Origin of the sequence: Cryobacterium sp. W22_MBD10_FK3, assembly GCF_052113745.1 — a bacterium.
Lineage (GTDB): Bacteria > Actinomycetota > Actinomycetes > Actinomycetales > Microbacteriaceae > Cryobacterium.
In genome coordinates, this window is the sequence record NZ_JBGQOH010000019.1 from 38277 (window position 1) to 65063 (window position 26787).

At 69.0% G+C, this 26787-nt stretch carries 30 protein-coding genes; 15 read left to right on the forward strand and 15 right to left on the reverse strand.

Annotation, left to right across the window (positions count from 1 at the left end; translation table 11 throughout):
* The first annotated feature begins 160 nt into the window (after nt 1-160).
* The 3 genes from ACEN2M_RS15120 (at nt 161) to ACEN2M_RS15130 (ending at nt 2531) form a co-directional block, all read left to right on the forward strand.
* Nucleotides 161-1396 (forward strand): acyl-CoA dehydrogenase family protein, encoded by a 1236-nt coding sequence (locus tag ACEN2M_RS15120; RefSeq protein WP_441648970.1) that lies wholly within the window; start codon nt 161-163, stop codon nt 1394-1396.
* A gap of 74 nt (nt 1397-1470) precedes the next feature.
* A complete protein-coding gene (locus ACEN2M_RS15125) occupies nt 1471-1947 on the forward strand; it encodes a hypothetical protein (protein ID WP_441648971.1) in 477 nt (158 codons plus the stop codon).
* Between the two features lie 95 nt (nt 1948-2042).
* On the forward strand, nt 2043-2531 hold the full coding sequence (locus ACEN2M_RS15130) for a DUF4190 domain-containing protein (protein ID WP_441648972.1): 489 nt from the start codon (nt 2043-2045) through the stop codon (nt 2529-2531).
* Nucleotides 2532-2541: 10 nt separating this feature from the next.
* On the opposite strand, the gene ACEN2M_RS15135 is transcribed toward ACEN2M_RS15130, so the two are convergent.
* On the reverse strand, nt 2542-3666 hold the full coding sequence (locus tag ACEN2M_RS15135) for an epoxide hydrolase family protein (protein WP_441648973.1): 1125 nt from the start codon (nt 3664-3666) through the stop codon (nt 2542-2544).
* A gap of 419 nt (nt 3667-4085) precedes the next feature.
* On the opposite strand from ACEN2M_RS15135, the gene ACEN2M_RS15140 reads away from it, so the two are divergent.
* A complete protein-coding gene (locus tag ACEN2M_RS15140; protein WP_441648974.1) occupies nt 4086-6857 on the forward strand; it encodes a glycoside hydrolase family 3 protein in 2772 nt (923 codons plus the stop codon).
* A gap of 75 nt (nt 6858-6932) precedes the next feature.
* Here the strand turns inward: ACEN2M_RS15140 and ACEN2M_RS15145 are convergent, their stop codons facing one another.
* The 3 genes from ACEN2M_RS15145 to ACEN2M_RS15155 all read right to left on the reverse strand — a co-directional run bounded on the left by ACEN2M_RS15145 (nt 6933) and on the right by ACEN2M_RS15155 (nt 10085).
* Nucleotides 6933-8567, reverse strand: a complete 1635-nt coding sequence (locus ACEN2M_RS15145) for a TIGR03557 family F420-dependent LLM class oxidoreductase (RefSeq protein WP_441648975.1) — start codon at nt 8565-8567, stop codon at nt 6933-6935.
* 214 nt (nt 8568-8781) lie between these two features.
* Nucleotides 8782-9132 carry a GntR family transcriptional regulator gene (locus ACEN2M_RS15150; protein WP_441648976.1) on the reverse strand — a complete coding sequence of 117 codons (351 nt, stop codon included), beginning with the start codon at nt 9130-9132 and terminating at the stop codon, nt 8782-8784.
* Entirely contained in the window at nt 9129-10085 is a 957-nt protein-coding gene (locus ACEN2M_RS15155) for a hypothetical protein (protein ID WP_441648977.1), read from the reverse strand. The genes ACEN2M_RS15150 and ACEN2M_RS15155 overlap by 4 nt, the downstream gene beginning before the upstream one ends.
* A gap of 475 nt (nt 10086-10560) precedes the next feature.
* On the opposite strand from ACEN2M_RS15155, the gene ACEN2M_RS15160 reads away from it, so the two are divergent.
* The 5 genes from ACEN2M_RS15160 to ACEN2M_RS15180 all read left to right on the forward strand — a co-directional run bounded on the left by ACEN2M_RS15160 (nt 10561) and on the right by ACEN2M_RS15180 (nt 15288).
* Complete coding sequence (locus ACEN2M_RS15160; protein WP_441648978.1) at nt 10561-11589, forward strand: iron-siderophore ABC transporter substrate-binding protein; 1029 nt, start codon at nt 10561-10563, stop codon at nt 11587-11589.
* Nucleotides 11586-12635, forward strand: coding sequence for a FecCD family ABC transporter permease (locus tag ACEN2M_RS15165; RefSeq protein ID WP_441648979.1), 1050 nt, complete (start codon nt 11586-11588; stop codon nt 12633-12635). Before ACEN2M_RS15160 ends, ACEN2M_RS15165 begins: the two co-directional genes overlap by 4 nt.
* Entirely contained in the window at nt 12632-13696 is a 1065-nt protein-coding gene (locus ACEN2M_RS15170) for a FecCD family ABC transporter permease (protein ID WP_441648980.1), read from the forward strand. Before ACEN2M_RS15165 ends, ACEN2M_RS15170 begins: the two co-directional genes overlap by 4 nt.
* Nucleotides 13693-14502 (forward strand): ABC transporter ATP-binding protein, encoded by an 810-nt coding sequence (locus ACEN2M_RS15175; protein WP_441648981.1) that lies wholly within the window; start codon nt 13693-13695, stop codon nt 14500-14502. The genes ACEN2M_RS15170 and ACEN2M_RS15175 overlap by 4 nt, the downstream gene beginning before the upstream one ends.
* A gap of 354 nt (nt 14503-14856) precedes the next feature.
* On the forward strand, nt 14857-15288 hold the full coding sequence (locus ACEN2M_RS15180) for an Hsp20/alpha crystallin family protein (RefSeq protein WP_441648982.1): 432 nt from the start codon (nt 14857-14859) through the stop codon (nt 15286-15288).
* Nucleotides 15289-15410: 122 nt separating this feature from the next.
* On the opposite strand, the gene ACEN2M_RS15185 is transcribed toward ACEN2M_RS15180, so the two are convergent.
* Nucleotides 15411-15998: a dienelactone hydrolase family protein gene (locus ACEN2M_RS15185; RefSeq protein WP_441648983.1), complete on the reverse strand. Its 588-nt coding sequence runs from the start codon at nt 15996-15998 to the stop codon at nt 15411-15413.
* Between the two features lie 142 nt (nt 15999-16140).
* Between ACEN2M_RS15185 and ACEN2M_RS15190 the strand changes: the two genes are divergently transcribed.
* Nucleotides 16141-16614: a hypothetical protein gene (locus ACEN2M_RS15190; RefSeq protein ID WP_441648984.1), complete on the forward strand. Its 474-nt coding sequence runs from the start codon at nt 16141-16143 to the stop codon at nt 16612-16614.
* A 3-nt stretch (nt 16615-16617) separates the two neighbouring features.
* Here ACEN2M_RS15190 and ACEN2M_RS15195 read toward each other — a convergent pair whose 3' ends face one another.
* The 9 genes from ACEN2M_RS15195 to arsB all read right to left on the reverse strand — a co-directional run bounded on the left by ACEN2M_RS15195 (nt 16618) and on the right by arsB (nt 22822).
* The gene (locus ACEN2M_RS15195) at nt 16618-16905 is read right to left on the reverse strand and encodes a DUF1905 domain-containing protein (RefSeq protein WP_441648985.1); all 288 of its coding nucleotides are present in this window, start codon (nt 16903-16905) and stop codon (nt 16618-16620) included.
* 99 nt (nt 16906-17004) lie between these two features.
* Nucleotides 17005-17901, reverse strand: a complete 897-nt coding sequence (locus ACEN2M_RS15200; RefSeq protein ID WP_441648986.1) for a MerR family transcriptional regulator — start codon at nt 17899-17901, stop codon at nt 17005-17007.
* Nucleotides 17902-18085: 184 nt separating this feature from the next.
* Nucleotides 18086-18319, reverse strand: coding sequence for a hypothetical protein (locus tag ACEN2M_RS15205; protein ID WP_441648987.1), 234 nt, complete (start codon nt 18317-18319; stop codon nt 18086-18088).
* A 132-nt stretch (nt 18320-18451) separates the two neighbouring features.
* Nucleotides 18452-19051, reverse strand: coding sequence for a hypothetical protein (locus ACEN2M_RS15210; RefSeq protein WP_441648988.1), 600 nt, complete (start codon nt 19049-19051; stop codon nt 18452-18454).
* A gap of 122 nt (nt 19052-19173) precedes the next feature.
* The gene (locus ACEN2M_RS15215; protein WP_441648989.1) at nt 19174-19668 is read right to left on the reverse strand and encodes a hypothetical protein; all 495 of its coding nucleotides are present in this window, start codon (nt 19666-19668) and stop codon (nt 19174-19176) included.
* Between the two features lie 151 nt (nt 19669-19819).
* Nucleotides 19820-20383, reverse strand: coding sequence for a GrpB family protein (locus tag ACEN2M_RS15220; RefSeq protein ID WP_441648990.1), 564 nt, complete (start codon nt 20381-20383; stop codon nt 19820-19822).
* A 63-nt stretch (nt 20384-20446) separates the two neighbouring features.
* Nucleotides 20447-21220 carry an arsenite methyltransferase gene (gene arsM / locus ACEN2M_RS15225; RefSeq protein ID WP_441648991.1) on the reverse strand — a complete coding sequence of 258 codons (774 nt, stop codon included), beginning with the start codon at nt 21218-21220 and terminating at the stop codon, nt 20447-20449.
* A 51-nt stretch (nt 21221-21271) separates the two neighbouring features.
* Nucleotides 21272-21682, reverse strand: a complete 411-nt coding sequence (locus ACEN2M_RS15230) for an arsenate reductase ArsC (protein WP_441648992.1) — start codon at nt 21680-21682, stop codon at nt 21272-21274.
* 27 nt (nt 21683-21709) lie between these two features.
* A complete protein-coding gene (gene arsB, locus ACEN2M_RS15235) occupies nt 21710-22822 on the reverse strand; it encodes an ACR3 family arsenite efflux transporter (protein ID WP_441648993.1) in 1113 nt (370 codons plus the stop codon).
* Between the two features lie 97 nt (nt 22823-22919).
* On the opposite strand from arsB, the gene ACEN2M_RS15240 reads away from it, so the two are divergent.
* The gene (locus ACEN2M_RS15240) at nt 22920-23270 is read left to right on the forward strand and encodes a metalloregulator ArsR/SmtB family transcription factor (protein ID WP_441648994.1); all 351 of its coding nucleotides are present in this window, start codon (nt 22920-22922) and stop codon (nt 23268-23270) included.
* 37 nt (nt 23271-23307) lie between these two features.
* Here ACEN2M_RS15240 and ACEN2M_RS15245 read toward each other — a convergent pair whose 3' ends face one another.
* Nucleotides 23308-24114 (reverse strand): alpha/beta hydrolase, encoded by an 807-nt coding sequence (locus ACEN2M_RS15245; RefSeq protein WP_441648995.1) that lies wholly within the window; start codon nt 24112-24114, stop codon nt 23308-23310.
* A gap of 154 nt (nt 24115-24268) precedes the next feature.
* Here ACEN2M_RS15245 and ACEN2M_RS15250 point away from each other — a divergent pair, with 154 nt between their 5' ends.
* The 4 genes from ACEN2M_RS15250 to ACEN2M_RS15265 form a co-directional block, all read left to right on the forward strand.
* Nucleotides 24269-24619, forward strand: a complete 351-nt coding sequence (locus tag ACEN2M_RS15250; protein ID WP_441648996.1) for a GntR family transcriptional regulator — start codon at nt 24269-24271, stop codon at nt 24617-24619.
* A gap of 3 nt (nt 24620-24622) precedes the next feature.
* A complete protein-coding gene (locus ACEN2M_RS15255; RefSeq protein ID WP_441648997.1) occupies nt 24623-25603 on the forward strand; it encodes a hypothetical protein in 981 nt (326 codons plus the stop codon).
* 56 nt (nt 25604-25659) lie between these two features.
* Nucleotides 25660-26166 (forward strand): hypothetical protein, encoded by a 507-nt coding sequence (locus ACEN2M_RS15260; protein WP_441648998.1) that lies wholly within the window; start codon nt 25660-25662, stop codon nt 26164-26166.
* Nucleotides 26163-26787: J domain-containing protein (locus tag ACEN2M_RS15265; RefSeq protein WP_441648999.1), on the forward strand; the 625-nt coding region annotated here is incomplete at its 3' end. The genes ACEN2M_RS15260 and ACEN2M_RS15265, both read left to right, overlap by 4 nt.

Consider the following 26787-nt stretch of genomic DNA (forward strand, 5'->3'; position numbering starts at 1 on the left):
CGCACTGAGTAGCCCCCGGCGGCGGCGCGTTGACAGTTCCGCGCGCTCCACCTGCAGCGGTCTGCGCACCGACGCCGAGACCGCGTACAAGGCCATCGCGGCCAGACACGAACCGTCATCTCCGAGCGAGACGGGGAGCCGCTGACCTAGTGTCCTAGCCATGACCACGCTCGCCTCCTCCCCCGTTGCCCCCGTCGACTATGCCGGCCTGGCCGCGCGATTCCGGCCCATTTTCACCCGGATCGCCGCCGGCGCATCCGCTCGAGAGCAGGACCATCTGCTGCCGTACGAGCAGATCAAGGAACTCACCGAGGCCGGCTTCGGCGCCCTACGGGTGCCCGTCGCCGACGGTGGGCTGGGCGCCAGCCTGCCGCAGTTGTTTCGGCTGCTGACCGAACTCGCCGCGGCGGACTCGAACATCGCGCAGGCCCTGCGGGGGCACTTCGCCTTCGTCGAAGACCGCCTCGTGGCCTCCGGCGCCCAGCGCGAGGTGTGGCTGGCCCGGTTCGTGAACGACGAGATCGTGGGCAACTCCTGGACCGAGGTGGGCAGCGTCACCATCGGCGATGTGATCACCCGGGTGCGCCCGGCGCCGAACGGCAAGCCCGGCGAGCTGGTCGTGAACGGCACCAAGTTCTACTCCACCGGGAGCATCTTCGCGGACTGGATCGACACGTTCGCGCAGGTGGGCGACACCGGCAAGAACGTGATCGCCGTGGTGAACGCCCACCAGCCCGGTGTCACGCACAGCGACAACTGGGACGGCTTCGGCCAGCGCACCACCGGCAGCGGCACGAGCACCTTTGTGGATGCCGTCGTGGCCGAGGAGAACGTGATCGACTTCGACACCCGGTTCAAGTACCAGACCGCGTTCTACCAGGCGGTGCTGCTGGCGGTACTGGCCGGCACGGTCAAGGCCGCCGAACTCGAGATCGCCGCCGAGGTGAAGGCGCGCACCCGCATTTTCTCGCACGGCAACTCGCAGTCGTTCGCCACCGACCCGCAGATTCTGCAGGTGGTGGGCGAGGTGTCGGCGCAGGCGTTCGCGGCCGAGGCGATCGTGGAAAAGGCGGCCTGGGCGTTGCAGGGGGCCTACGAGGGCGCGTTCCTCGGCGACCTGGTGGAAGAGGAGCGGCTCAACGACCTCGCCGAGCTGGCGACGGCGCAGGCTCAGGTGGTGCTGGTGGCGCTGGCGACCCGGGCCACCTCCGACATCTTCGACGCCCTGGCCGCGTCGGGGGTGTCCACGTCGAAGAACCTGGACCGGCACTGGCGCAACGCCCGCACCGCGGCCAGCCACAACCCGTGGGTGTTCAAGGCGCGCATCGTGGGCGACTATGTGGTGAACGGCACTCAGCCCACCCGGATCTGGTCGATCGGGGCGGCACCGAAGTAGAGCGCCTAACGGCCGGCCCTGCAGGGTTGGCCGCCTGGTGCTTGGACGCTGGTCTAAGCCCATAGCCTTAGCCTATGAACCTTCGTCCGCTCGTCCCGATCGCTGTCGCTCTTCTCCTCCTCACCGGATGCACGGCGCCCGCATCCACAACCGACACCGCAGCATCCGCCTCACCGTCTGCCGCAGCCACGGCGGAGCCAACCGAGGAGGTCGTTGTCACACCGTTGGACCTTGCGGGCGAGTGGAAGCAGACGAACTCGAAGAGCGCCGACGCCTACCAGACGGCGACCATCACGGGCGAGCAAATCACCATCGACTGGGTGAACGACGCTGAAGCCACGAAGGCGGTCTACTGGATCGGCTCGTACGTTCCGCCGACCGAGTACACCGAGTCGTACTCGTGGGACTCGCAGGGCGACGTCGCGCAGATGGAGACCGCCATCATGGCCTCCGGCGACTCCGCCAAATCGTTCACCTACCAGGACGGTGTGCTGACGTACGAGCTCACGGCATTGGGCGTGACCATGACCGTCGAGATGAACCGGCAGTAGCTTTCGTCACCCCACACTGGGGTTGGCGAGTGCGACCCGCGCACTTCTACGCTTGAGACAGCGTCAGTTGGCGCGCCCACACGACGGGAATCCCCTTGACTCTGCCTGCAGCCGGTTGGTACCGAGACCCTGAGGATGGTGCGTTGCAGCGGTGGTGGACCGGCACGGAATGGTCGGCTCAGCGGCGATTCGCCGAAGCCGCACCGCCGCCGCCACCCGCCTACGGGTATGGGCCCACGGCCGGGGCGGCCTCCGCACGGCCGGCCTACGTGCCCATGGCGGGGCACCAGTCGCCCACGATGTACGCCACCCCGCCGACCCGCAAGGAGAAGGATCGCGAGATCCGCCGGAACAACTCGATGGCCTACACCGGGCTGGTGTTGGCCCTCGTCTCGTGCCTCCTCAATCCCCTGGCGATCCCGAGCATCCTGGGCATCGTCTTTTCGGCGATCGGCATCGCGAAGTCGGCGGAACTCGAAGGCGCCGGACGTCGGATCACCGGCCGGGGTACGGCCATCGCCGGGCTCGTGGTGAGCATCGCGTCCACCGCCTATATCCTCTGGAAATTCTCGACGATGTTCTGATCTGCGGGCACTACCGCAGCGGCCGCAGAAACTCCCTGAGGTCCACGGCGAGCAGGGCGGGCTCCTCATACGGAGCGAAGTGGCCGCCCCGCGGCATCTCGGTGTACCGGGTCACGGCGTAGCTGCGCTCGGCCCAGCTGCGCGGCGGGCGGGCGAGGTCGTGCGGGAACACGGCCACCGCGGTCGGCACATCCACCTGTCGAACCCGGGTGGTGAGGCCGGCGGCGAACTCCCAGTAGGGCCGGAACGAGGTGGAGATCGAGTTGGTGAACCAGTACAGCGACGCCTGAGTGAGCAGGAAGTCGTCGCTGAAGCGGGTGGACAGGTCGCCGCCGCAGTCGCTCCAGGCGCGGTACTTCTCCACGATCCAGGCCAGCAGACCGGCCGGCGAGTCCGAGAGCGCCGGGGCGAGGCTGAGCGGCCGGGTCTGCTGCTCGTGCTGATAGCCGCCCTCGTCGGCCACCCACTGTTGCGCCGCGGCCAGGTAGGCCTGCTCGGCCGCGGTGAACGTGACCGGGTCGGCGTGACCGGGTGCGGCCACGGCGAGCAGGTGGATGCCCACCACCGCTTCGGGATGCGCCTCGGCCAGGCGTGACGTGATGCCGGCGCCCAGGTCGCCGCCGTGCGCGGCGTAGCGCTCGAAGCCGAGCTCCTCGGTCATGAGCTGGTGCCAGAGCTCGTGGGTCTGCTCGGCATGGGTGGGGCGCTGCGGGGAGAACGGGAACCCGGGCAGGGCCGGGATGATGACCGTGAACGCATCCGTCGCCGCTCCCCCGTGCTCGGATGGGGTCGCCAGGCGGCGGGCCAGGTCGACGAGTTCGATGGCGGTGCTCGGCCAGCCGTTGGTGAGAACGAGCGGCAGGGCGCCGGGGGTCTCGGCCTCGAAGCGGAGGTAGCTCAGCGGGGTGCCCGCGACGGTGGCGCGGTGCCAGGGCAGGGTGTTGATCTGGGTCTGCTGGGCGGTCCAGTCGAAGCCGTCGGCCCAATACGCGACCAGGCGGCGCAGTTCGGCCTGGTCCGTGCCCGCGGTCCAGCCGGTGACCGGCCACTCGGGTGACCAGCGGGTGCGCCGCAGTCGGTCGCGCAGGTCATCGACGTCGTTCTGGGGTACATCGAGCGGAAAGGCGGTGTTCATCAGGCAAGTCTCGCCTATGCGGGCGGTGGTGACGCGCTCGCGCAGGAGCATGCCCGCGGGGGGAGGTCTCGACACGCTCGACCAACGGCGCGGGGCGTGGACTCATGGCGTGCTCTTGTGGATTTCTCAGCAAAACTAAATACTGGTAGGTTATTTTCTACGCCCCCCATTGGGGGGTCAAAATGTCCGAATCCCCTGCCCCTGAGGCCGCTCACCGGTCTCACCGGAGCGTCTGTCGACGCTCCCGCTCGCGCGCATTTACTGCCGCACTAGCGCTGCCCACCCCGCTGGCCGATCACGGCCCGGGGATCTCTCAGCGCGCTCTGAACCGATGCGGGTTCGATCCGACCCGCATCTTCGGTAGCGGGTTGGCTCAAGCCTGCGTTCGCGCATTTGATACCAACCCTAGGAACCCCTTGATGAACAGACAACAACGGCGCTCCCGGCGCGTGGCACTCGTCACGCTTGCCGGCGCCCTCACCCTCTGCACCGTCCTCGGCGGCGGCCTCGCGGCCTCGGCCGCACCCGACCCGGACCGCATAAAGCCCGGCCAGGCGGCGAACGCCGACCGTGCCCGGGAAGCCATCGCCAACAACCGCGGCCGGGCCAAGACCGCGGCCCCGATCGCGGGCTCGGCCTGGATGAACACCAAGCTCGACTCCGACGCCCGCGCCGACCTGCTGCTGAAGGAGATGACCCTCGACGAGAAGGTCACCCGCCTGCACGGCGAGTTCAGCGGCGAGACCGCGTTCTTCATCGCACCGCTCGAGCGCCTGGGCATTCCGGGGCTGCTGCTCACGGATGCCGGTGCCGGCGTGCGCGTGACCAACCAGGCCACCAACAACGGCGAGGCCACCGCCCTGCCGGCACCCCTCGCCCTCGGCGCCACCTGGGACACCGCCCTGGCCACGGCCTACGGTGACGTGCTCGGCGCGGAGACCCGCGCCGCCGGCCAGAACGGTCTGCTGGGCCCGACCGGCGACCTGGTGCGCGACCCCCGCTGGGGCCGCGCCTTCGAGTCCCTCGGCGAAGACCCGCTGCTGGCCGGCAAGCTCGTCGCCGACGAGATCACGGCCGTGCAGGACCACGATGTGGTCGCCACCATCAAGCATCCGGCCGCGTACACCCAGGAATTCGCCCGCCTCAACGGCGGCAACATCGACGTCTCCGAACGCGCGCTGCGCGAGGTCTACCTCGCCCCGATCGAAGCGGCCATCGACGCCGGCGTGGGCTCGGCGATGTGCTCGTTCAACAAGGTGAACAGCGTTTACGCCTGCGAGAGCTCCGAAGTCTTCGACATCCTGAAGAAGGACTACGGCTTCAAGGGCTTCATTCAGACGGACTATGGCGCCACCCACAGCACCGGGCTCGCCGCCAACAGCGGCCTGGATGTCGAGTTCCCGGCCGCGTCGTACTTCGGTCAGCCGCTCATTGACGCCGTGAACAACGGTGAGGTCAGCGAGGCCACCATCGACGACAAGGTGCACCGCATCCTGCGCACCATGTTCGAGTTCGGCTCCTTCGACGTGCCCGTCGCCGTCACCGAGTTCCCCGAGGCCGCCAGCGCCGCCGTGGCCCGCGAGGTCGCCGAGAACGCCGCCGTGCTGCTCAAGAACGACGCCCCGGCCGACGCCGGCACCGCGGCCCTGCCGCTGGATGCCGCGAGCCTCGACTCGATCGCAGTGATCGGTGCCGACGCCGACGCCCTCGCCACCGGCGGCGGCAGCTCCGTGGTCAAGCCCACCGCCACCTCCACTCCCCTCGACGCGATCCGCGCCAAGGTCGGAGACGGCGTGAACGTGACCTACGCCGAGGGCACGGACTCGGTCGGTCCCGCGCACTCGCTGAAGGGCGCCGCGGTACCCTCCTCGGTGCTCACCCCGGCCGGCGACCCGTCGACCACCGGCCTCACCGCCGAATACTGGTTCAGCAATGACACCTCCGGAGAGCCGAACGCCGTGCGCACCGAGGACCAGGTCGCGCTCAGCGCCGGGTTCCTTGCGCTCGACGGGCTGTACGGCTCGTCGGTCCCCAAGGTTCCGGGCTACGCGTTCGGCGGCCCGCTCTCGGCCCGTTGGACCGGCAGCATCACCGCTCCGGCCGACGGCGAGTACACCCTGTCGCTGACCGGTTTCGGCAGCGCCCAGCTGTTCATCGACGGTGAAGAGATCATCGACGGCTCCGACCCGCACGCGGTGCGCACCGACACCGGAGCAGCCCTGCAGCTCAAGGCCGGCGAAGCACACGACATCCGCGTCGAGTACGTGAACAACTCCGGCGACGCCAACCAGGAAAGCGCCGCCGACCTGGTGCTGACTTGGGAGCACCCCGACGACGCCGTGGCACCGGCCGTGACCGCTGCCGCCGAGGCCGCTGCGGCCTCGGACGTGGCCGTGGTCTTCGCCCGCGACTACGTGGGTGAAGGACGCGACAAGAGCACCCTCACCCTCGCCAACGAGCAGGATGCCCTGATCAGCGCGGTCACCGCTGCGAACCCGAACACGGTTGTGGTGCTCACCACCGCCGGCTCGGTGAATATGCCGTGGCTCAGCGACGTTCCGGCGGTGCTCGAGGCTTGGTATGGCGGCCAGGAGCAGGGCGCCGCGATCGCCGGCGTGCTCTTCGGCGACGTGAACCCGTCGGGCAAGCTGCCCGTCACCTTCGCCACCGCTGATGACGCCACGCCCACCGCGGCTACCGCGTCGTTCCCCGGCGTGAACGGCACCGCCACGGTCGCCGAGGGCGTCAACATCGGCTACCGCGGCTACCTGGCCAACGACATCGCGCCGCAGTTCGCGTTCGGTCACGGCCTGAGCTACACCTCGTTCGGCTTCGACGGCCTCAAGGCCAAGCAGACCGGCAAGCCGGTGAAGAACGGCGGCACCCCCGCCGTGAGCGTGACCGTTGACGTGGCCAACACCGGGGCGGTCGCCGGCACCGAGACCGTGCAGGTCTACGTGGGCGAACTCGCCACGGATGTTGCCACTCCCGAGCGTCGGCTCGCCGGCTTCGCCAAGGTCGACCTGGCCGCCGGGGCGTCGTCCAAGGTCACTGTCGAGCTCGACCCGCGGGCGTTCGCCTACTGGGACAGTAAGGCCGACGCCTGGGTCACCCCCACCGGCAACGTGCCGATCCACGTCGGCACGGCGTCTGACGACACCGCCCTCGAGGGCAAGGTGATGATCAAGTAACACGTTCGCTTCGGCGGATGCACGAGCGGCCGGTCCCGAAAGGGCCGGCCGTTTGGCGTTGGCGGCACCTTCGTCTTACTCGAGCCAGCCCAGCTCGTTGAGCCGGTCGAGGAAGTCGGCCGGGCCGGCGAAAACCCTCTCGGCACCGGCCTGCATGAGCAGGTCCCCGGCGATGCCGCCGGTGAGCACCCCGAACGAGCGCACACCCGCCCGGGACGCCGCCTCGATGTCCCACTCCGAGTCACCCACGAAGACGGCCTCATTGGGTGCGACACCGGCCCGGTCGAGGGCCACCCGCACGATGTCGGGGTCGGGCTTGGCCACATCCACGTCGTCGGCGTTGGTGGCGGCGTGGATGGCCTCATCGGCGCTGAGCAGGTCGAGCAGGATGTCCAACTCTGCCTGGGGCGCGGAGGTGGCGAGCACCACCTTGATGCCCAGGCCGTGAACCGCTTCGAGCAGTTGCCGGGCCTGCGGGAGCAGCCTGAGCCGCGGCGCGAGAGCCTTGTAGTTCTCGGCGTGCAGGTCTTTGGCGCGGCTGACCCAGGCTTCGTCTTTCTCCCCCACCAGCGAGGTCAGCAGTGTGCCGGCATCCTGCCCGATGGAGCGATGGATGCGCCAGGCCTCGACCTCGACGTCCAAGGTCTGGAAGGCCTGGTGCCAGGCGTCGACGTGCAGGTAGTTGGAGTCGACCAGGGTGCCGTCGATGTCGAAGAGCACCGCCCGGGGCACGGGCGTGCGCGAGGTCATCGGGTGCTCTCGTCGAGCAGTCGGGGGCGCAGGTCGTTTTCGAAGAAGTCGAAGAAACCGTCTTGGTCGGGGCCGGCGTTCATGAGCGCGATGTGGTCGAAACCGGCATCCGTGTACTGGCCGATCACCTCGAGGTGCCGCTCCACGTCGGGGCCAGGCGAACTGGCCGCGGATGTCGTCCTCGCGCACCGTGGCCGCGGCGGCCTCGAAGTTCACCGGGTTCGGCAGCTCGCTCATCACCTTCCAGCCGCTCAGCGCCCACGCGTTGGTGCGGAGGGCCGCCCGCACGGCGATGTCTGCGGTGGGCGCCCAGGCCAACGGTGCCTCGGCGTAGAGCGGGCCGGTGCCGCCGGCATCGCGGTAGCCGGTGACCAGGTCGGCCTTGGGCTCGGTGGCGAACAGGCCGTCGCCGTGCTCGGCGGCGAGGGCCACGGACTTGGGCCCGCTCACGGCCACGGCCATGGTGGGCAGTTCGTCGGGCAGGTCGAAGATGCGGGCATCCTCAAGCTTGAGGTAGGTGCCGTTGTAGTTCTGGTAGCCGCCCTGCCAGAGCAGCCGGATGATGTCGAGCGCCTCGTTGAAGGTGGCGTGCCGCTCATGGATGCCGGGGAAGCCGCGGCCCACGATGTGCTCGTTGAGGCGCTCGCCCGAGCCCACGCCGAGGGTGAACCGGCCGTCGGAGAGCAGCGCCAGGGTGGCGGCGGCCTGCGCGATGATGGCCGGGTGGTAGCGCACGCTCGGGCAGGTGACGCCTGTGGCGAGCTCCAGGGTGCTGGTCTTCGCGGCGATGGCGCTGAGCACATTCCAGACGAACGGCGAATGGCCCTGCGCCTCCACCCAGGGATGGAAGTGGTCGCTCATCTCCACGAAGTCGAAGCCGGCCCGTTCGGCGCGCACGGCCTGGCGAACAAGTTCCTGGGGTCCGAAGCTCTCGGCGATCAGCTTGTATCCGATTTTCATCCCTCGACGCTACGCAGGCGGATGCGCCGGTGCAAGCCATTGCGTCGGCGCTGGGGGTGGAGTAGGTCGGGGTGCAACGAACGCTAAAAAGGACAAAGGTCCGAATTACGGACCGTATGTCCGATTCCGTCCTTTTGAGCTCACTTCTTCCTCTTTTCGAGGTGCGGTTTCTGCACGCCGACAGGGGTCGGCCACTCGAGTGACACGCTCGCCCTCACACCGCCGGGTCGGTCCACTCCACCCGCACGGCGCGGATGGCGTCGGCGAGGGTGAGCCCGCCGAGCGCGGCGATGTAGTCGCGAGCGGCAGCGCGTGCCGCAGCGGGCAGCGGGGTGACGGCGCGCACGCGGGTGCCCGAGCGGTTGGAGATCAGCAGTCCGTCGGATTCCAGTTCCGAGTAGGCGCGCGCCACCGTTCCGGGCGCCAGCCGCAGGTCGCCGGCCAGTTGGCGCACCGAGGCCAGCTTGTCGCCGGGCGTGAGGTTGCCGGAGAGGATCTCATCGGTGAGCTGCTGCCGGATCTGCTCGAACGGCGGGGTGGGGCTGGCCTCGTCGATGGTGATCATGCGCGGTTCCGCTCGGCAGCCACGGGCGCGGGGAGCATGGTGAACGGCGGTGTCAGGGCATCCAGCACGGCAAGCAGCACCAGCGCCACACCGATGCCCACCGCGATGAGCCCGACGCAGAACAGGGTGATTGCCACCGCGGCCCAGGGCTCGATCTGCGCGTAGCTGCCGTCGAACCATTGGCCGCTCGCCGCGCTCAACGCGATGCCGCCCATGAACATCAGGCCACCCAGATAAACGACGAACGTGCCGGTGGTGAGTTTCACGATCACCCGGGTGATCAGCATCCGCATCACCTGGTCGGCCTCGCGCAAGGTGGCGTCGGTGGGGCGGGCGGATGCGGCGACCCGCGCCAGCGCCGTAGCCGCCGTCACCGCGAGGGCCACGGCGAGGAGCAGCACGGGCAGGCCGTAGAACCAGCCGGGGTACGGGGTCGCCGTGCTGCTGTAGGCGCCGCTGTCGATGCGGATGGCGCGGGACAGGCCGTCTTCCGACCCGGAGGCGGTGAGCCCGAAGCCGACTATCACCGCGAGTAACAGCAGCCCGGCCGTGGTCGGCAGCAGCCGCGCCCAGGTGGGGGCGAAGGTCCAAGGCCGCCGCGGCGCTAGGTCGGCGCTGCGTTGGCTGCCGGATTCGGCCACCGGCACTCGCGGGAGGGCGGCGATGACGATCAGGCCGGCCAGGTTCATCAGGGCAGGGGTGAGGATGAGGAGCAGACCGTAGGGGTCGGGCATTGCTTGGTCGAGCCCAACGGCCAGTCCGGCTACCGCGACGGCGGCCGCAGCGACGAGGGCACCTCGGCGTCGGAAGGCGTGCCGGGCGGCGTGCAGGCTGGGCGCCAGGTGGGCCGGCACCGTGACGCGACGGAACGCCTCAGTGTGACGGAGCCGCACGACCGCCAGCCAGACGAGGGCGAGCGCGGCGGTGATGATGGCGAGCGGGATGAGACCCATGACAGGCACCCTTCTGTATCAAGTCATCGATACAGTAGCAGGTGTGTCAAGTGGGTAATACAGGGCGGCGATGTTGCCTGCCGCCGCTGCCCGACGGATGGGCGATTCTCCTCGTGCGGGCAAGGCGCCGCTATGCGCCTGGCGCGCCACCCGCATAACGGCGCCTACCCCGCATGCCTCAAAAGGGCCCTGGCGCACGCCCCGCATAACGGCGCCCGACCCGCGCAGCTCGGGCGGATGCGCCGGGGCGGGTCCGAGAGGACGAGTTGCGGGGTCTCGACAAGCTCGACCGGCGGGCGGGGGCGCCGTCGAGATTGGGTGGAGGGACTTGCTTTTGTATGCGAACGCACTGGTAAGGTTAGGCAACCCTTACGGATGCGCCTGGCCTGGACCTCTGCGCGCGGCCGAGGGTTGCGGCATCACAGCTGCCGCCGGTCCGTCCCCGACCCCCTGCACCACGATCACGAGGAAAACCATGCCCCGCGCATCCACACTCATTGCCTTCTCGGCCGCCGCCGTGCTCACGCTCGGCCTCGCCGCTTGCTCCTCCTCCCCCGCCGCAGACACCGCCGCAGCCACTGACGGCGACTTCACGCCGATCACCATCGAGCACGCCTTCGGCGAAACCGTGATCGAAACCAAGCCCGAACGCATCGCCACGGTTTCCTGGGAGAACCAGGAAGTGCCGCTGGCCCTCGGCGTTGTGCCGGTGGGCATGGCCGGCGTCACCTGGGGTGACGACGACACCGACGGCCTGCTGCCCTGGGTGAAGGACAAGCTCGACGAGCTCGGCGCCGAGACCCCGGTGCTGTTCGACGAGACCGCGGGCATCGACTTCGAGGGCGTGGCCGACACGAACCCCGACGTCATTCTGGCCGGCTACTCCGGACTCACCCAGGAGGACTACGACACGCTGAGCCAGATCGCTCCGGTCGTGGCCTACCCCGAGGTCGCCTGGGGCACCTCGTGGCAAGACACCATCACCCAGAATGCGCTCGGCATGGGCATGGCCGCCGAGGGCGACGACCTCATCGCCGAGCTCGAAAAAGAGATCGCCGACACCGCCGCCGATTACCCGGAGCTGGCCGACACCTCGGTCATGTTCCTCACCCACGTCGACGAAGCCGACCTCAGCCAGGTGAGCTTCTACACCACGCACGACACCCGCACCATGTTCTTCGACGACCTGGGCATGGTCAGCGCGCCGAGCATCATCGAGGCATCCAGCGCCACCAAGGAGTACTCCCTCACGCAGAGCGCCGAGCAGGCGGATGCCTTCAACGACGTCGACGTGATCGTCACCTACGGCGGCGACGAACTGGTCGCGACCCTCGAGGGCGACCCGCTGCTCTCGCAGATCCCCGCCGTGGCCAACAAGTCCATCGTGGCGCTCTCCGGCTCCGGCCCGATGGGCACCGCGGCGAACCCCACCGCGCTGTCGATCTCCTACGTGCTCGGCGACTACACCAAGCTGCTCGCAGCCGCGGCCGCCAACGCTAAGTGACCACTTCCACCACGCTGAACCCAGCCGCTTCGAGCGTCGCCACCGTGCGCCGCCCGAAGCGGCTTCGGTCGTTGTGGTTGCTGGTCTCCCTCGGTGTGCTTGCCGGTCTGATGCTGGCCTCGGTGATGATCGGCTCCCGCGAGGTGAGCTGGGCTGAGATCGTCGCCGCGCTCGGCGGCTCGATCGACGGGTTCGGCCCGGCTGCCGTGGCCACCCGCATTCCGCGCACCCTGCTCGCCGTGGTCGCCGGGGCGGCCCTGGGTCTGTCCGGCGCGGTGATGCAGGGCGTCACCCGCAACCCGCTGGCCGACCCGGGCATCCTCGGGGTCAACGTGGGCGCATCCCTCGCCGTGGTCTGCGGCATGGCCTACTTCGGTCTCACCAGCGCCAGCGAGATGATCTGGGTCGCCATCGTGGGCGCCGGCGCCACCGCCCTGTTCGTCTACACGATTGGGTCGCTCGGCCGCGGCGGCTCCACCCCGCTCAAGCTCGCCCTGGCGGGCGCGGCCACCTCGGCCGCACTGGCCTCGTTCGTCACCGCCGTGGTGCTCCCCCGCAACGACATCGCCGAGGGCGTGCGCTCCTGGCAGATCGGCGGCGTGGGCGGCGCCACCCTCGAGAGCATCCGTGTCGTGGCGCCCTTCCTCCTCGCGGGCCTGATCGTGAGCCTGCTCTCCGCCCGGTCGCTCAACTCACTCGCCCTCGGCGACGACCTCGCGGCCGGCCTCGGCGAACGCGTGGCCATCGCCCGCGCCGCCGCCGCGATCGGCGCCGTGGTGCTCTGCGGTGCCATCACCGCCGTGGCCGGACCGATCGGCTTCGTCGGCCTGGTCGTTCCGCACGCCTGCCGCCTGATCGTGGGCGTGGACCACCGCTGGCTGCTGCCGTTCTCCGCCGTGCTCGGCGCCGCGCTGCTCACCGGCGCCGACGTGCTCGGCCGCATCGTGGCGCGGCCCAGCGAGATCGACGTGGGCATCATCACCGCCCTCATCGGCGCCCCCTTCTTCATCTACATCGTGCGCCGACGCAAGGTGCGTGAGCTGTGACCCTCGAACGCTCGGTGGCGGATGCGCCGCCGCTGTCGACCAGGCAGGTCGTGGCGCGCAGCCGGGTGCGCCGCACCGCCCGCCGCCGCTGGGTGATCGGCGTACTCGCCGGGCTCATCGTGCTCGGCTACATCGTGAGCCTGCTGGTGGGCCAGACCTTCTACTCCCCCGCCGAGGTGCTCGGCGTCATCCTGGGCCAGGACGTGCCCGGTGCCGGCTTCACCGTGGGCCGGCTGCGGCTGCCGCGGGCCACCCTGGCCGTGCTCGCCGGGCTCTGCTTCGGCATGGGCGGCGTGACCTTTCAGACCATGCTGCGCAACCCGCTGGCCAGCCCCGACATCATCGGCATCAGCTCCGGCGCCAGCGCCGCGGCGGCGTTCGCCATCGTCACCCTGTCGATCAGCGGCACCGCGGTGTCGGTGCTCGCCATCGGCGCCGGCCTGGGCGTGGCGCTGCTGATCTACGCCCTGTCGTTCAAGAGCGGCGTGCTCGGCACCCGGCTCATCCTGATCGGCATCGGCATCGCCGCGATGCTCGACAGCCTCACCGCCTACGTGCTCTCCCGGGCCGCGATGTGGGACCTGCAGGAGGCCACCCGCTGGCTCACCGGCAACCTCAACGGGGTCTCCTGGGCGCAGACCCTACCGGTGCTGATCGCGCTGGTGGTGCTCGCGCCGGTGCTGCTCGGGCAGTCGCGCAACCTGTCGATGAGCCAGCTGGGCGACGACACGGCATCCGCTCTGGGGGTGCGCGTGGAGCGCTCCCGGCTGATTCTGATCATCGCCGCCGTGGGCCTCATCGCGTTCGCCACCGCCGCGGCCGGGCCGATCGCGTTCGTGGCGTTCCTCTCCGGCCCGATCGCCGCCCGCATCGTGGGCCCGGGCGTCTCGCTGCTCGTGCCGGCCGCGCTCGTGGGTGCGCTGCTCGTGCTCGTGGGTGACTTCCTCGGCCAGTTCGCCTTCGGCACCCGCATGCCGGTGGGTGTCATCACCGGTGTGCTCGGCGCGCCGTACCTGATCTACCTCATCATCCGCACCAACCGCGCCGGAGGCTCCCTGTGACACTCATTCATACCCTCACGGTGGAGAACCTCACCCTGGGCTACGGCGACCGCACCGTGATCGAGGGCCTGGACCTGGTGCTGCCGGCCGGGCAGATCACCGCGATCGTGGGCGCGAACGCCTGCGGCAAGTCCACCCTGCTGCGCTCGATGTCGCGGCTGCTGCCGCCGAGGGCCGGCCAGGTGCTGCTCGACGGCAAGCAGGTGCACCGGATGCCCGCCAAGGAGCTGGCCCGCACGCTAGGCCTGCTCCCCCAGTCGCCGATCGCGCCCGAGGGCATCACCGTGGCCGACCTGGTGGGCCGCGGCCGCAACCCGCACCAACGGATGTTCTCCCGCTGGAGCGCGGCCGACGACGACGCCGTGGCGGCGGCGCTGGATGCCACCGACACCGCGTCGCTGGCCGACCGGGCCGTGGACGAGCTCTCCGGTGGGCAACGCCAGCGGGTGTGGATCGCGATGGCGCTGGCCCAACAGACCGACCTGCTGCTACTCGACGAGCCGACCACGTTTCTCGACGTGAGCCACCAGATCGAGGTGCTCGACCTGCTCACCGACCTCAACCACAGCCGGGGCACCACCATCGTGATGGTGCTGCACGACCTCAACCTCGCCGCCCGCTACGCCGACCACCTCATCGCCCTGGCCGGCGGGGTCGTGCACGCCGCCGGCACCCCGCACGAGGTGCTCACCGAGGAGACCGTGCAGGCGGTCTTCGGCCTCTCCAGCCAGGTGCTTCTCGACCCCACCTCCGGCCGCCCCATGATGCTCCCCATCGGCCGGCACAACGTGGTCGTGCCCGCCTAGCCGTCCCGGCGACCCGCACCCCGCCAGCCCAAGAGCCCCTCCCGCTGGTCGAGCTTGTCGAGACCCCGCGACCCGCCCCGCAAACGTAGCCCAGGCCATCCGCCCGAGGTGTGCGGGTCAGGCGCCGTTATGCGGGGCGTGCGCCACGGCACTTTTGACGTGCGCGGGGCAGGCGCCGGTAGGCGGGTGGCGCGCCACGCGCACTGCGGCGCCTTGCCCGCAAAGCGCCGAAAAACGCATCCGCGGCACTATGCCCAGCCCCACCACACTTGGCACTCCTCACTCCAGAGTGCTAACATTTTTTGCAGAAAAGGAGCCACCCAGGCTCACTAATCAGGAAGGGGAATCCTCATTATGGCAATGTCTTTCGATCCTTTCGGCGAGCTCGACCGCCTCACCGGCGACCTCCTGCAGTTCCGCCCGGGCCCGCGTTTCATGCCCGTTGATCTGTACCGTGAGCAGGACCAGTACATCCTCGCCGCCGACCTCCCGGGCGTCGACCCCGGCTCGGTAGACGTGGATGTGGACGGCCAGCTGCTCACCGTGCGGGCCACCCGCACCGCCGCCGCACGCGAGAACGCGAAGTGGCTGGTGCAGGAGCGCCCGAGCGGCACCTACCTGCGGCAGTTCAGCCTCGGTGACGGCGTGGACTCCAGCCGCATCTCGGCCAGCTACGACAACGGCGTGCTGTCGGTGTTCATTCCGGTGAGCGAGAAGGCCAAGCCGCGCAAGATCCAGATCGACACCGCGTCCAAGACGGATGCGGCCAAGTCGATCGAGGTGTAGCTCCACCGCGCCCGGCCGCACCGGTCATCGGGCGCCGCGCCCATCGGCCCGCGTGAGCGGTCGTGTGGTGACCTCACCGCGCACGAGGCAACCACCGACCGCCCACGCGGGCCAACGGATGCCTACGCGGCCACTTGGGCCGCGCAAAACTGCCGCACCCGTGACCACAGCAGTTCGGCCGCGGACGGGTCATACTCCGCCGCCCGCGACCGGTCGGTGAACAGGTGCCCGGCGCCTGGATAGTCGAAAGCCTCCACGGTGCCGCCGGCGGCGCGCACCTGGGCGATGACCGCGTCGATCCCGGCCTGATCTCGAAAAGGATCATCGACGGCGGTGTGGATCTGGGCGTTCGTGCCGGCCGGCCAGGACTCCGCACCCAGGATCGTGATGTCGAGGGCGCCCGAGAGCATCACCACGCCGTTGACCTTGCGCTGGGTGGCCACATGCTCGGCCATTGCCGCGCCATTCGAGAAGCCGGCCGTGAGAAACCCGTCGGGTATGTCTTTCACCACGTCGACCGCGCGCCGCATCAGTTCGGGGTAACCGATGGTGTCTTCGTATTCGCTGGCCTCGTCGTAGTCGTCGAAGACCCGGCCGTCGTACGGGTCGGCGACGAGAACCTCGTGCCCGTCGTCCCGGAGCAGATCGGCGGCATCGAGCACGCCCTGGCGCACACCGAGGACCGACGGAAACAGCACGATGTGAGTCATCCGGTCAGTGTGCCCCCGGTCGTCGACCGGAGCAAGACCGTGTGCCCTCCCCGCCCCGAACCGACCCTAGAGGGTGCCCGACTGGTGAAACCAGGCCTCACCTTAGGTCGCAACGACGCCCCCTGGGTGGATGCTTGGGGACATGACCGTGGAGCAGAGTGTGGGGATCGTCTCGTCGCTACTCGATGGCCGGTGGCTCGATAGCGAAGAGGCAGCGGCCGAAGCGCTGCGGGGGCTGGGCTTCGCGGTGCCGGCCGGGGCGGGCCGGCAGCTCACCGGCGGTTCGGTGCAACACGATCTGGAGCATCCGGCGGGGATCGATCACGCCTCCCTCACGACCGCGGCCGGCGAGCCCGTCAGCGTCATCTTTCTCCTCGCATCCGTGCCCGAACCGCAGAGCGTGGTCACCGCCGCCACGTATCGGGCCTTGCTGGCCGCGCTCAGCGACCTGCTCGGGGCGCCCGAGCGGGTTTGGCCAGACCAGCCGACCCCGGTGCAGTGGCGCACTGCCGAGCTGGATGTGGGGGCGCAGCTCTTCGACCGCCGCGACAGCAGCGTGATGGTGTGGGTCGAGCATCGCGCCCGCAACCAGCAGGCCGAACTGCGTGCCCGGTAACGCCTAGGTGAGTCGTTCGGTCAGGTGCACGGTGACGTCGTCCCCGAGCTCTTTGCCGAGCGTCTTGCGCAGCTTGGCACTGATCGAGAGCATGTGCCCACCCGAGCCGGTGGGCATCAGGCCCAGCGTGAGCGGTTGGTCATCCACCGTGGCCACCACCTTCACCGCCTTGCCGGTGCCGAAGAACTCCACCGAGTCCGGCACCTCCACGCACGACCAGGTGTCGCCTTTGATCACCACCCCGATGGGGCCGGTGAATTCGAGATCGATGGGTCCTGGTGCTGTGCTCATAACGGGGACTCCTCGGGGACGCGGGCGTGCTCCCACTCTGGCGGATGCCCGTCGCGCTCGGCAAGGCCTCCGACTACCTTGCCGAGGCTGCAGGCCCACTTAGGGTGCCGGCGCCGCCGCGACGAGTTGCACCGCCAGCTCCATGCTTCGCCATCGGGCCGGGGAGAAGTCGTAGGGCATGCTCCAGATGATCTCCGCCGCGCTCTTCGCGCGTGAGCCCTTTGCCGGGTCGGGGTCGGGCGCCGGGTCGGCGTCCTCGGGCGGGTGCAGCTCGTCCCAGGCGTTGAAGATAGCGTCGTCCTCCTCCAGCTGACCGGACTCCTCGATGACGCGCAGCAGCGCGGTCTCGAAGGCGTGCCGCTCGGCCGCCACCTGCGCCACCCGGGGGTCGTCGACGGCGACAGTGTCGTCCAGGGCGTCCTCAAGGGCGTCGACGCGGTCGGACTCGGCCCGCAGCTCGGGATCGAGGGCCAAAGCGAGGAAGCGGCCCGCCAGCATGACGGCGCCGAGGGGACCGAAGGTTCGTTCGTTGACCAGCAGGACGTCCAGGTCGTCCTGGCGCAGCGAGCCCTCGGGCACGCCCGCGAGGCGGTTGGAGACGAGATCGTCGAGCAGTCCCAGTCGGCTGCCGAGGGTCCGCATGCGCTGCACCGAGGCGCGTTTCCGCTGCAGCTCGGCCTCCTGCGCGGCGAGGGTGTCCTCCAGTCGCGCGAGGACGCCTGCGATCTCGTCCTCGCCGTCGGCGCCGCTCGGTGCGGCGCCGTCGAAGGCGTCGCGGATGTCGTCGAGGGCGATCCCGGCGTCGGCCATACGGCGGATCCAGAGCAGCCGGATGATCTCCGCGTAGCCGTACCGGCGGCGGCCGTCGCTGCCCCGCTCGCGCTCAGGCAGCAGGCCGACCTGGTGGTAGTGGCGGATCGTCCGCGGAGTGATGCCGACAAACGCCGCGGCGCCGCCGATCAGGACCTCTCGGGGCGGGGTAGGGAACGGGTGCATGGCAAACCTCTCGGATTAGAACGGGACGTGCTTCCAGCAGACCACATGACGCTGCGGCAGGAGCAACTCGATCTGACACAAAACGCCGACGCCAGCCGACAGTTTTATGCGATCGGATGCCGGTGGCAGTATCAAAATTCCATGCGATAAGAGCTCCAGCTGAAGGCTGAAAGCGAATCCCTCGTCATTCCCTGCGCTGCGGTTCGCTCTTCTTTGACCACGCTGACGCGATTAGCGAGACTCCGCCGAGAAGGCTGCCCCAGGCGATGAGATGGGCGACGAATCGGAGCGGTTCGTCGTCGGGGAGAAATTCGGCGAGTGCAGTGCGGTCGCGGATGTAGATCCACACGAGAAAAAGAGCAACGAGCAGGGCTCCGCTGACAACTTGTGCAAACCGCTTCATCGTTTTCTCCTTCATGGTCGCGCGTGAGTCTCGTGGTCCAGATTTTCTTTGGTGCCGATCAGGGACAAGATCCAGGCGCCCGAGCGGGCATCGCAACCCTGGTGGGATTGCCGGTGGGCCGCCTGCATCGCTCAACCTCACGCGCAGTCAGATGAAGGCGCTCAACGCGCGCCGGTAGCTGTCACTGTCCGCACGCGTGGCGGCGGTCATGAGCAGCGCGTTCTCGCTGATTCTGCGTGTGAACTCACCCGAACACGGGATGGTCACGATCTTCGTCAGGCCCGCATGCCACGCGGAGACCAGTGCGGGTAGATCACGTCGCTCCGGATCGTCTTCGAGTCGCGTCGGCATCCCCGCCAGGTGAGCATCCATGCCCACTCGTGACCAGGTGCTGTACGAGTCGTGGTCGAAGACACTGTCCCCGAACTCGTCGCGCCAGCTGGGTCCGACAATGCGCTGGAGAAGATCGGCACGTTCGACCGAACCGTTTGCAGTGGCCTGAATCTCGACGAAGAGTCCTGGATCGATGTCCGGCCCCACGTGCGCCACGACCGCTTTCCAGATGCGGGGCCAGGCGCCCGCCCACTCCTCGCGAGCGACGGTACTCACGGCAGCATGCTGAACGGATGCGGGCGGGTCGGTCAGGAGAGGAGGGAGGTCTTCGCCGTCAACCTTCAACGCATACGCTTCCCGGATCCAGAGCAGTTCCAGGAGGAAGTGAGGTCGATCCTCGACGGTGATCATCATGTCGTGAGGCCACGGGTCTCCCGGTATCGGTGCGTTGGATCTCATAGGCCCCACTCTCGGTTGCGTCCATCATTGCCGTTCCGCACGATCGAATCAACGATCCGCACACCCTGGGTGCGCACTCAAATTCTCGCGCCGGTGCCGGATCTTCGGGATGCTCGGCTCGGCGGCGCGTGGTGTTTATTCGATCTGAGAACCATGAGGGCGAATGCAATCGCGAAGATGAACGCGAATAGAGGAATCGTTGCCGGGGCATTGCCGGTCGCGGTTTGGGTTACGTAAAAATAGACACCGATCGCCGGAACAAGCGCACCGACACCAGCGATGGTTCCCTGGACGAACCAAGGGCGCCTCAATCGGGAATCAACGACCCAAAGCGCCAACGCAGCGCCAACACTCGACGCGACCCCAATGACGATTCCGCCAAAAACCGTGAACATGAGGGAGACCACCAACGATAGAGATGCTGCGCTACCTCGGGACAGTTCATGAACAACATGACTCACAATCGCGATGACTGCCCCAGAAACAGGGCCGAGCGCGATCCCCATCAGGAAGGTGCCAGCCACGGCGCCTGCGTTGCAGCCCGCATCGGCCAGCGGTGGGTGAACGGTCATAGGGACACCATTGCATAGCAGCACGCTTCATCGCCAGGCAATTGCACCGTCGAGTTCGACACGTCCGGCGCAACGCATAGCGTCCCAACGGTCGACGTCGACGTACTCGCCGACCGGGATTGACGCCGCTCCCCACGGCGATCCCACGTTCCTACCGGCGAGCGGCTCGCGCTCGCGCTTTGATCGCGAGAATGACGTCGGTCTTCGCGTTGGCGTAGGCGTTCATATCGTGCCAGCGGCTTTGGAGCAACGACCGCTTGGTGCTCTCGTAGAGGGCGCGGTCGTGCGCGTTGGAGCGCAGCCAATCCCGGAGCAGCAGGTACTCGGCCACCGCGGGAGCGCCCTGTTCGTAGATGTGCACGTGAACGTCGCGGGCCGGTGTGCGCACGAGACGGTGCCCGGGCTCGCGGGTGCGCAACTCGTACCCGACGGCTACCAGCGCGGAGAGGTAGTCCTCCTCGGCGGTGATGTCTTCGACGGTGACCACGATGTCGATGATCGGCTTCGCGGCCAGCCCGGGAACGGACGTGGAACCGATGTGCTCGACGCCGACGTTCGCTGCCGCGAGGGCATCCAGAATCCGGCGTCGGTGATCCAGGTAGAGCCCGACCCACCGCTCGTCATAGTCGTGCAGCTCAAGCTCGAGTGGTTCGATGCCGCCCACCAGCTCGACCGCCGTGACATCCGGCCGGCGCCCAACGCTACTTTTCTTCATCAGAGAATCCTCGCATCGTGGGGTGCCTGTGTGCGGTGGCACCTGCTCGCGGGCCGGAGGGCGCTAGCCTTCCACGGCCGGCAGAGGCTTCACAGCCTTGATGATGGCGCCGTGCATTTCGGCGGCGACCTCGTGGGTGTACTCGACGCTGATCTCAGCGAAGCCGGCCGCTGTCAGCGTGGCGAGATACTCCCCCTTGGACAGGGCGCCGGCGATGCAGCCCGCATAGCTGCCGCGCTCGACTCGATCCTGTTCGCTGAGGTGGTCTTCGGCGACGACGTCGGAGATGCCGAGGCGTGCGCCCGGCTTGAGCACCCGGAACATTTCGGCAATGACTGCGTTCTTGTCGGCAGAGAGGTTGATCACGCAGTTGGAGATGATCACGTCGATCGTCTCGGCGGGCAGGGGGATCTGCTCGATCTGGCCCTTGATGAATTCGACGTTGGTCGCACCGGCCTTGGCGGCGTTGGCGCGGGCCAGGGTGAGCATCTCGTCGGTCATGTCGAGGCCGTAGGCGAACCCGGTGGGGCCCACCCGTCGGGCGGAGAGGAGCACGTCGATGCCGCCGCCGGAGCCGAGGTCGAGCACGGTCTCGCCGGCACGGAGATCTGCCACCGCCGTGGGATTGCCGCAGCCCAGGCTGGCGAGGAAGGCTTCTGGGGGAATCTCGGCGGACTCCCCGCCCGTGTAGAGGATCGAGCCGAAGACGTCACCGTTGCCGAGATCCGTGGGCACACAGCAGGACGCGCTGGCCGCATCCGAGACGTCGGTAAGTTGCAGGGCCGCCGCGGCGTACCGCTCCCGCACGTTCTCGGTGATGTCGGACTTCTCGGTCATGAGTTGTTCCTCTCGGTCGGTGATGCGGTGATGGTGTTCGGTCGTGGCGGGTCAGGCCTGCGTGGGCAGAATCTCGGCCAGCAGAGCGGTGATTCGGGCCTTGATGTCGTCGCGGATGGGCCGCACCTCCTCGATACTCTTGCCCTTGGGGTCCACCAGCTCCCAGTCCTCGTACCGCTTGCCGGGGAAGATCGGGCAGACGTCGCCGCAGCCCATGGTGATCACCACATCCGATGCCTGCACGGCCTCGGTGGTCATCAGCTGCGGTACGCCCTGGCTGATGTCGATACCCTCCTCTTTCATCGCCTGGATGGCCATCGGGTTGATTTCGTTTCCCGGTTCGGAGCCGCCGGAGCGCACCTCGACGGCGCCGTGGGAGAGGGCGGTCATGTACCCGGCCGCCATCTGCGAGCGGCCGGCGTTGTGGATGCACACGAAGAGGACTGTGGGCTTGTCGGTCATGAGCGGGTTCCTTTGCTGAGGGGGTTGTTAGACACGGTCGGACAGAAGGTGCGGGGAGGCGGCGTCCGGCAGGACGACTGCGCGCTGCGGGAAGAGCCGGGGGCGCAGCCAGAGGGCGAGATAGACCAGGGCGACCAGGGCGGGCACCTCGATCAGCGGGCCGACGATGCCCGCGAGGGCTTGTCCGCTGGACGCGCCGAAGGTACCGATCGCCACGGCGATGGCCAGTTCGAAGTTGTTGCCGGCGGCGGTGAACGCGAGAGTGGTGGTGCGCTCGTACGCCAGCCCGATCAGCCGGCCGGCGAGGAAGGCGACACCGAACATCACGGCGAAGTAGACCAGGAGCGGCAGGGCGATGCGCACCACGTCGAGGGGCCGGTCGATGACCTGCTGGCCCTGCAGGGTGAAGAGCATCACGATCGTGAACAGCAGCCCGTACAGGGCGAACGGTCCCACCTTGGGGAGGAATTTCGCCTCGTACCAGGCGCGTCCCCGGGTGGCCTCGCCGATGCGGCGGGACAGGTAGCCGGCGACCAAGGGGATCCCCAGGAACACCAGCACGCTCGCCGTGATCGCCCAGATCGAGAATGAGGCGCTGGTCGTGGACAGCCCGAGCCAGGTGGGCAGGATCTGCAGGTAGAACCAGCCCAGGGCGGAGAAGGCGATGACCTGGAAGACGGAGTTGACCGCGACGAGGAACGCGGCCGCTTCCCGGTCGCCGCAGGCCAGGTCGTTCCAGATCAGCACCATGGCGATGCACCGGGCCAGGCCCACGATGATCAGCCCGGTGCGGTATTCCGGCAGGTCGGGCAGGAAGATCCAGGCGAGGGCGAACATCAGCGCCGGGCCCAGGAGCCAGTTCAACACCAGCGAGGAGACGAGCAGCCTGCGGTCCCCGGCGACCGCCCGGGCATCGGAGTAGCGGACCTTCGCGAGCACCGGATACATCATCACGAGCAGGCCCACCGCGATCGGCACCGACACCGAACCGATCTGGAACGAATGCAGCAGCTCGCCCAGGCCCGGTGCGAACACGGCAAGCAGAAGCCCCAGCCCCATGGCCGCGAGAATCCAGACCGGCAGGAACCGATCGACCGTGCCCAGCCGGCCCGGCGTATCGGTGGAAAGAGGGGAAGTCATTGGGCTCCGAACGTCATTCAAGCTGAACATTGATCACCGTCGATTCAACGTAGCGAGCTATATCGATATTTGTCAATTTATCTGCGAGGATATTCCCATGTCGGTCACCGAGCTCCTGCCCCTCACGGACGTCACCGCTTGCTGTGCCCCGCTGACGCGGGAAGCAATCAGCGCCGACAACGCCGAGAAGCTGGCCCGCACCCTCAAGGCCATCGCCGATCCCGCTCGGCTGCGCCTCATCTCGATGGTGGCGGCGCACGACGATGCCGAAGCCTGCGTGTGCGATCTCACCGAACCACTCGGCCTGGGCCAGCCCACGGTGTCACATCACCTGAAGATCCTCGTTGAGGCCGGCATCTTCTCCCGCGACAAGCGGGGAACCTGGGCCTACTACAGGCTCGTACCTGGCGCACTGGACTCGATCGCGCACCTTCTCGTCACCGTCTAACCCCGCACTTCGCCCACTTCGGGTGCGGATGCGTGCCCTACTCGTCGCGGCTCCACGCCGCGATCAGCGAGATGGTGGTCGCGAATGCGGCCAGACCGGGCCGGTTCAAGAACGCGTGGCGGGTGCCGGTCAGAACGTGGTGCTGCACGTCGACTCCCGACGCGGCGAGCTCGGCCGCGAACCGGTCACCGGAGGCGCGCATGTTGTCCTGCTCCGCGTTCACGATGAGGGTGCGCGGAAACTGGTCAAGCTCGTGGCCGCCGGCGAAGGCCAGTCGATCGGCGAGCGCCGCTGTCGAGCCGGCGTAGTTGCGATTCATCGCGTTCAACCCCCACACCGAGTGCGTGATCCGGCGGTGACCGCGCGAGCGCTGCTGCACCTCCGGCACACGGGGATGCGCGCCGTGGAAGAACCCGTACGCAAACACCGTGCCGACCGGACGCGGCCCCTCATCGATGGCGCGCAGGGTTGCTGCGGCGGCGAGGCAGGCTCCCGCGCTCGCTCCTCCCAAAATCACTCCGTCGGGCGATCGAGCGCTCACGCGGAGATAGGCGGTGAGCACATCGTCGAGTGGCAACGGGAATCGCACTCTGGGTCGACCGGCACGTGACTTGACCCAGCGCAGGCCCGGCGGCGGGGCCAAGCGGTAGTCCACGGTCGCAACGGTCACGCCCTGCCGAGCGAGCGACTCGGCCACGGCATGCGCCTCGGGTTGGTGCAGACCGCCCTTGAAGAACCCTCCCCCGTGCAGCCACAGCACGGTCGGCCCAGATGGCGCCTGGTCGCCGGGAGTCGGCACATACCAACGCACGGGAACTGCATCCCGAGGATCGACATCCGTCATGGCGACGTCCCACGCCGACCCAGGCGACCGCACGGCATCACGCATCAGAAACCACGGCCCGTATCAACATCCCCCCACAGTATCCGGGCAGCATCCGGGGCCCGACCCGACGGCGCTCTCGACAGAACGGCATTGTTCTACTAACATTACGAACATGTTGTTTCGTGTGGATCCGGCCTCGACGGTGTCGATTGCCGAGCAGCTCGCCATCCAGGTGCGAGCCGGCGTTGCCGACGGCACCCTGGCACCGGGCACCCGGCTGCCGCCCGCCCGGGAACTGGCCAGCGCCCTGGACATCAACATGCACACGGTGCTTCGCGCCTACCAGCAGCTGCGCGATGACGGGTTGCTCGAGATGCGCCAGGGCCGCGGCGCGTCGGTGCGCGCGGATGCCGGCGCCGGCACGGTGCGCCTCGTCGAACTCGCCGACGCCCTGCTGGCGGAGGCACGCAAGCTGGGGGTCGCCCTGCCCGACGTCCTCACCCTGATCCAGACGAGAGGTTGAGCCATGCCCCACCCGACCACATCAGAGACCCTGCCCGCGCTCACCCCGCGTGCCACGCTCACGGAACGTCTGGCCTCGGCCACACTCTGGCTGCCGGCGCTCGCCATCTCGGTGACGGCCACGCTCTGGTACGACAGGCTGCCGGCGGTACTGCCCAAGCAGTGGAACGGCGCCGAGGTCACCTCCACCGCGGGCACCGAGGTGATGATCGGGGTCACCGGCGCCATCGCACTGATCGGTGCGATCGTGGGGGTGATCGCGCTGTCCGACGCGGCGGCGGAGATCCGTCGGGTGCTGCTGCTCGCGGCCGGCTTCGCCGCCGGCCTGGCCGCCGGCGTCTGGCTCGTGACCGCCGGACTGGTGATCGCGACCGGCTCCCCCGAACCGGCGGCGGGCGCCTGGCCGCTGCTGGCCCTGCTGGGCTGCGGCTACGGACTGTTCCCCTACGCGCTCGCGCCGCGCCGCCCGCTCGAAGGCCACTTCAGCGGCACCGCGGGCACCACGACGGTGCCGCTGGGCGCCACCGAGGCCGGCGCCTGGTTCACCACCGTGACCGTGCCGATGTTCTTCTGGTTTGCGGGCGCGTTGGCCCTCAGCGCGGCCGGTCTCGCGATCTTCAGCGCCATCGAAGGAGGCGCCGGCGCCGGCGGAGCGGTGACACTCGTGCTCGTGGCCGCCATCTGCCTCGTCTTCGGTCGACTGCGGGTGAGCGTGGACCGCCGCGGGCTGCGCGTGGTGTCGAGCCTGCTGCGGCTGCCAATCAAACAGATCGCCCTCGACCAGATCCGCTCCGCACGCGCCGAGAGCATTCGCCCGCTCGAGTGGGGCGGCTGGGGCTACCGGGTTCTGCCCGGCCGTTCGGCCGTCGTGCTGACGCGCGGACCCGGCATGGTGGTCGAACGCCACAACGGCACCCTGTTCGCCGTGACGGTGCCCGAGCCGGAGCTGCCGGCGGCCCTGCTCAGCACCCTCGCGGCGCGCTGACCGTCGCCCCGGACGGGGTTCTCCTGTCGGCCGCACCGGGCCGATAGGCTCGGCGCGTGTCGACCATGCCCACCGCGCAGACCCCTGCCGAACACCTGCCGCTGGTCTTCCAGACGCCACCCGGCTGGCCCACGCCCACACTCGAATGGGTGACCATGCACCTGGGCTGGCAGCCGCCGCCGGGCTGGGTGCCGGTAGCCGGATGCCCGCACTCGCCGCCGCGCTGGCCGTTCTGGGTGCGTAACGATGCGGTGTGGGCACGGATGGCGCGCCCGCAGCTGCGGGCGGCCCGGCGCAACCTGTGGGCGGGCATCCTCCTGTGTTCTCTTGCCGCCGGGTTCACCGTGTACGGGTTCGCCGCACATACGGATGTCGCGGCGGGGGTGGTCGTCGCTCTGGCTCTGCTTACGATGTCGGTGAAGACCTGGCAGGCCCGGCTCGCGATCCGCGCGATCGAGGCGGACCTGCTGGTGAGCGTGCGGGACGCGGCCGCTCGGCTGAAGCTTGAGGTTGACCGGGCGCACTACGAGCGTTACCTGCGCTCGAACGGGGAGAGCCGATGAAGCCCGCGCCGATGTCGGCGGCGGCGGCCGCTGCCGTTCTGAAGGTGAGCGCCTCGGCGACCCGGCAGGAGGTGGACCGGGCGTTCCGGGCGCGGGCGCGCCTGTGCCACCCCGACAGGTTGGCCGGATCGTCGCCCGCCGAGCAGGCGGCGGCGAGCGCCGAGTTCATCAGGGTCTGCGACGCCCGGGACGTTCTGCACACCCGGCTGCGGCTGGCGCCCCCGGAGCCGGCTGGATCGGCGTCTGGGGCTGGCGCGGGGTCGTGGGCGAGCTGGGCATCCGGGGCGGGATCCGGGTTCGGCGCGAGTTCGGCGTCCGGCACAAGTTCGGCGTCCGGAGCGAGCCGGCCGGGCCCGCCAACCGCACCCGGGGCAGCGAGCACTCCGCCGCGCACCCCGCCGCGGCGCGAGACCGGCACGCCGAACCCGGGGCGCCCAGCCCCCTCCCCTGCCCCAGAACCTCCCACCCTGAGCTTCGCCGACTTCGTTCGGGCGCGGGATGCCGCATCCTGGGTGTACACCGGCCAGACGACGCCGGGTGCCGCGTCTGGTCCCGGCGCCTGGTCTGCCCCGCGCGCCCCGTCGGCGCGGGCGACCGCACGCGGCGCGCGGGCCTCGGCCC

Bases quoted from the DNA above. Each gene is read 5' to 3' on its own strand.
- ACEN2M_RS15145 (WP_441648975.1), bottom strand. From the start codon at position 8,567: ATGAAAATCGGATACAAGCTGATCGCCGAGAGCTTCGGACCCCAGGAA.
- ACEN2M_RS15215 (WP_441648989.1), bottom strand. From the start codon at position 19,668: ATGACCGTTCACCCACCGCTGGCCGATGCGGGCTGCAACGCAGGCGCC.
- arsB (WP_441648993.1), bottom strand. From the start codon at position 22,822: ATGACTTCCCCTCTTTCCACCGATACGCCGGGCCGGCTGGGCACGGTC.
- ACEN2M_RS15135 (WP_441648973.1), bottom strand. From the start codon at position 3,666: ATGAACACCGCCTTTCCGCTCGATGTACCCCAGAACGACGTCGATGAC.
- ACEN2M_RS15190 (WP_441648984.1), top strand. From the start codon at position 16,141: ATGACCGTGGAGCAGAGTGTGGGGATCGTCTCGTCGCTACTCGATGGC.
- ACEN2M_RS15230 (WP_441648992.1), bottom strand. From the start codon at position 21,682: ATGACCGACAAGCCCACAGTCCTCTTCGTGTGCATCCACAACGCCGGC.
- ACEN2M_RS15150 (WP_441648976.1), bottom strand. From the start codon at position 9,132: ATGATCACCATCGACGAGGCCAGCCCCACCCCGCCGTTCGAGCAGATC.
- ACEN2M_RS15240 (WP_441648994.1), top strand. From the start codon at position 22,920: ATGTCGGTCACCGAGCTCCTGCCCCTCACGGACGTCACCGCTTGCTGT.
- ACEN2M_RS15220 (WP_441648990.1), bottom strand. From the start codon at position 20,383: ATGAAGAAAAGTAGCGTTGGGCGCCGGCCGGATGTCACGGCGGTCGAG.
- ACEN2M_RS15160 (WP_441648978.1), top strand. From the start codon at position 10,561: ATGCCCCGCGCATCCACACTCATTGCCTTCTCGGCCGCCGCCGTGCTC.
- ACEN2M_RS15210 (WP_441648988.1), bottom strand. From the start codon at position 19,051: ATGATGATCACCGTCGAGGATCGACCTCACTTCCTCCTGGAACTGCTC.
- ACEN2M_RS15120 (WP_441648970.1), top strand. From the start codon at position 161: ATGACCACGCTCGCCTCCTCCCCCGTTGCCCCCGTCGACTATGCCGGC.
- ACEN2M_RS15255 (WP_441648997.1), top strand. From the start codon at position 24,623: ATGCCCCACCCGACCACATCAGAGACCCTGCCCGCGCTCACCCCGCGT.
- ACEN2M_RS15185 (WP_441648983.1), bottom strand. From the start codon at position 15,998: ATGACTCACATCGTGCTGTTTCCGTCGGTCCTCGGTGTGCGCCAGGGC.
- ACEN2M_RS15140 (WP_441648974.1), top strand. From the start codon at position 4,086: ATGAACAGACAACAACGGCGCTCCCGGCGCGTGGCACTCGTCACGCTT.
- ACEN2M_RS15155 (WP_441648977.1), bottom strand. From the start codon at position 10,085: ATGGGTCTCATCCCGCTCGCCATCATCACCGCCGCGCTCGCCCTCGTC.
- ACEN2M_RS15250 (WP_441648996.1), top strand. From the start codon at position 24,269: ATGTTGTTTCGTGTGGATCCGGCCTCGACGGTGTCGATTGCCGAGCAG.
- ACEN2M_RS15200 (WP_441648986.1), bottom strand. From the start codon at position 17,901: ATGCACCCGTTCCCTACCCCGCCCCGAGAGGTCCTGATCGGCGGCGCC.
- ACEN2M_RS15180 (WP_441648982.1), top strand. From the start codon at position 14,857: ATGGCAATGTCTTTCGATCCTTTCGGCGAGCTCGACCGCCTCACCGGC.
- ACEN2M_RS15125 (WP_441648971.1), top strand. From the start codon at position 1,471: ATGAACCTTCGTCCGCTCGTCCCGATCGCTGTCGCTCTTCTCCTCCTC.
- ACEN2M_RS15195 (WP_441648985.1), bottom strand. From the start codon at position 16,905: ATGAGCACAGCACCAGGACCCATCGATCTCGAATTCACCGGCCCCATC.
- ACEN2M_RS15245 (WP_441648995.1), bottom strand. From the start codon at position 24,114: ATGACGGATGTCGATCCTCGGGATGCAGTTCCCGTGCGTTGGTATGTG.
- arsM (WP_441648991.1), bottom strand. From the start codon at position 21,220: ATGACCGAGAAGTCCGACATCACCGAGAACGTGCGGGAGCGGTACGCC.
- ACEN2M_RS15205 (WP_441648987.1), bottom strand. From the start codon at position 18,319: ATGAAGGAGAAAACGATGAAGCGGTTTGCACAAGTTGTCAGCGGAGCC.